The following is a 3,126-nucleotide window of genomic DNA, read 5'->3' as shown; positions in this document are numbered from 1 at the left end:
GCGGGCGCCACAGGCGGGCCCGCGCGCGCCGGCGCCCCGGGAAAACGCGGGCGCCTATGCGCGCCGGCGCCAGACTTGCCAGTGCTCGCGCCCGGCGAACACCGGCAGCGAACCGGTGGCGGGACGGTCCTCCACCAGTTCGAAGGCCGGCGCCAGCAGCGCCTCCAGCCCGGCGCGCGGGATCGAGAACGGCGGGCCGCCGCGGGTCTCGTCCAGGAAGAAATAGCCGGCCAGCAGGCCGCCCGCCGGCAGCAGTGCCGCCACGCGCGCGCCGTAGGCGGCGCGCATGGCCGGCGGCAGCGCGCACAGGAACGCGCGCTCGTAGATCAGGCGGCAGGCGGGCTCCGGTGTGAAGGCGAAGAAATCCGCCTCGCGCACCACGGCGCCGGCCGGCCCCAGCGCGTGGCGCGCGCTGGCCACGGCCTGCGGCGAAAAGTCGATCGCGGTCACGGGCCAGCCGCGCGCGTGCAGCCAGCCGGCTTCCCAGCCGTTGCCGCAGCCGGGCACCAGCGTGGGGCACGGCGCCAGCGCGGTGGCGAAGGCGGCGAACTCGGCCGGCACGCCGCCCAGGTCCCACGGCATGAAGCCCTTTTCGAAACGCTCGTCCCAGAACGCCGGGTCGGCGGCGTCGCGGGTGGCGAAGGCGGGCGCGGCGGCGCTGCCGGGGTCGCTGTCCTTGCGCTCCTTGCTGTCCTTGCTGTCCTTGCCGCCCTTGTTGGCTTCGGTCACGCCGTGTCTCCTTGTGATTGTCCTGCCCGATGCGGGCCGCGAACGCGGCGGGCTACAGGTAGCCGCCCAGGCTCAGCAGTTCCGTCAGCACGATGCCGGCGAGGAAGCCGCCGGCCAGCAGCAGCGCCGTGGCGATCAGGCGGTTGGTGCGGCGCTGCTCGGCGATCAGCGTGCCCAGCAGCTTCTCCTGCTGGCCGTTGTCCACCAGCGCGCGGCGCTCGAGGAACTGGTGCGCGAGGCGCGGGAAGTCCGGCAGCATCTTGGCCCATTGCGGCGCCTCGACCTGGATGCGCTCCCACGCGCCCTTCCAGCCGACCTGCTCGTGCATCCATTTTTCCAGGAAGGGCTTGGCGGTCTGCCACAGGTCGAGGTCGGGATCGAGCTGGCGGCCCAGACCCTCGATGTTGAGCAGGGTCTTCTGCAGCAGCACCAGTTGCGGCTGGATCTCGACGTTGAAGCGGCGCGAGGTCTGGAACAGGCGCATCAGCACCATGCCCAGCGAGATCTCCTTGAGCGGCTTGTCGAAGTAAGGCTCGCAGCAGGCGCGCACCGCGCTTTCGAGCTCTTCCACGCGCGTGTCGGGCGGCACCCAGCCGGACTCCACGTGCAGCAGCGCCACGCGGTGGTAGTCGCGGCGGAAGAAGGCGATGAAGTTCTGCGCCAGGTAGTTCTTGTCGAACTCGGACAGCGCGCCGACGATGCCGAAGTCCAGCGCGATGTAGCGGCCCAGCGTCTGCGGCGCCACCGACACGAGGATGTTGCCGGGGTGCATGTCGGCATGGAAGAAGCCGTCGCGGAAGACCTGGGTGAAGAAGATCTCCACGCCCTCCTCGGCCAGCTTGTGCATGTCCACGCCGGCCGCCCTGAGCGCCTCGTTGCGCGAGATGGGAACGCCGTGCATGCGCTCCATCACGAACACCTCGCTGCTGCAGAAGTCCCAGAACACCTCGGGCACCAGCAGCAGTCTGGTGTCGTTGAAGTTGCGGCGCAACTGGCTGCAGTTGGCGGCCTCGATCATCAGGTCGAGCTCGTCGTGCAGGTACTTGTCGAACTCGGCCACCACCTCGCGCGGCTTGAGGCGCTTGCCGTCGGCCCAGAAGCGCTCGAGCCAGGCGGCGAGGTCGCGCATCAGCGCGAGGTCGCTGTCGATCACCGGCAGCATGCCCGGGCGCAGCACCTTCACCGCCACCTCGCGGCCGTGGCTGGAGCCGCCCTTGAGCGTGGCGAAGTGCACCTGCGCGATCGACGCGCTGGCCACCGGCTGGTGGTCGAAGCTCTCGAACAGCGTGGCCAGCGGCCGGCCCAGCGAGCGCTCGATGATCTTGACCGCCACCACCGGGTCGAACGGCGGCACCTGGTCCTGCAGCTTGGCCAGCTCGTCGGCGATGTCGGCCGGCATCAGGTCGCGCCGGGTCGAGAGCACCTGGCCGAACTTGACGAAGATCGGCCCGAGCCGCGTCAGCGCCAGCCGCAGGCGCTCGCCGCGCGGCATGTCGAGCTTGCGCCCGATGGTGATGACGCGCACCAGGAAGCGGATGCGGCGGCTCTTGAAGCCGGACAGCACGAGTTCATCCAGCCCGTAGTAGAGGATGACGAAGACAATCTTGCAAAGGCGCAGGAAGCGGGTCATGCAGGTTTCAGTATTTGGGCGCTACGGATTGGCCGATGCGGGCACAGCCATCGGCATGGGCGGGCGGCGTTCAGCGGTGGGCCGACGGCAGGCTGCCCGCCCCCGCGGCCGCGCCGCCTTGCGGGCGGGCGCGCTGCTCCAGCTTCTCCAGCCGCTTCTCCAGCCGCGCGAGATCGTCGCCGAGCGCCCGCACCCCGGTGCCGAACGTGTCGAGCGCGGCGTGGCGCACCAGGGTGGGCTGCTCGTCGAGCAGGTATTCGGTCACGTTCTCGACCAGCGTGCGGCCCAGCCGCGCGGCCTGCGCACGGGCGTCCTGCGCGCCCTGCACCACGCGCTGCGCCACGCTGTCGCTGAGCGGGCCGCCGAGGATGCCGCGCAGCGCGCGCGACAGGTCTTCGGCGGCGTCCCAGCGCAGGTTGCGCGCCAGCGTCGACACGGTATTGGCCAGCTCGGCATCGCCCTCGATGCGCACGTGCTTCATCGCCGCCGCCTGCCCGCCGTCGGCGATGTCGGATGCCACCAGCGGCCATTGCTGCAGCGGCACGGTCAGCGTCACCGCGGGGGCCTCCTCCGCCGGCGCCGGTTCGACCAGCCCCTGGCCGGTGACGCGCAGGACCACCGTGAAGGCGGCCGCGTCGAAGCGCAGCGCGCGGCCGGCGAACGGCTGGAGCAGCGAGAGCGCCCACGGCTCCTGCTCGAGCAGGTGGTTCAGGGCGGTGATCGGAGGCGTGGTCAGGGCGGTGGGGAGGGTGGGCATAAGGGGGTCG

At 71.3% G+C, this 3,126-nt stretch carries 3 protein-coding genes; all 3 read right to left on the bottom strand.

Going from position 1 to position 3,126, the window contains the following annotated elements; genetic code table 11:
* Positions 1-54 precede the first annotated feature (54 nt).
* A complete protein-coding gene (locus K206_RS0114615; protein ID WP_020203145.1) occupies positions 55-729 on the bottom strand; it encodes a methyltransferase domain-containing protein in 675 nt (224 codons plus the stop codon).
* A gap of 52 nt (positions 730-781) precedes the next feature.
* Complete coding sequence (gene ubiB, locus K206_RS0114610) at positions 782-2,359, bottom strand: ubiquinone biosynthesis regulatory protein kinase UbiB (protein WP_020203144.1); 1,578 nt, start codon at positions 2,357-2,359, stop codon at positions 782-784.
* Between the two features lie 70 nt (positions 2,360-2,429).
* Entirely contained in the window at positions 2,430-3,116 is a 687-nt protein-coding gene (locus tag K206_RS0114605) for an SCP2 domain-containing protein (RefSeq protein WP_020203143.1), read from the bottom strand.
* Positions 3,117-3,126 lie beyond the last annotated feature (10 nt).

The sequence above is a fragment of the Cupriavidus sp. WS genome, from assembly GCF_000395345.1.
In the GTDB taxonomy this organism is placed as follows: domain Bacteria; phylum Pseudomonadota; class Gammaproteobacteria; order Burkholderiales; family Burkholderiaceae; genus Cupriavidus; species Cupriavidus basilensis_B.
The sequence above is the reverse complement of the archived record's forward strand: the minus strand, read 5'-3'. Positions and strand labels throughout refer to the sequence as shown.

Bases quoted from the DNA above. Each gene is read 5' to 3' on its own strand.
- ubiB (WP_020203144.1), bottom strand. From the start codon at position 2,359: ATGACCCGCTTCCTGCGCCTTTGCAAGATTGTCTTCGTCATCCTCTAC.
- K206_RS0114605 (WP_020203143.1), bottom strand. From the start codon at position 3,116: ATGCCCACCCTCCCCACCGCCCTGACCACGCCTCCGATCACCGCCCTG.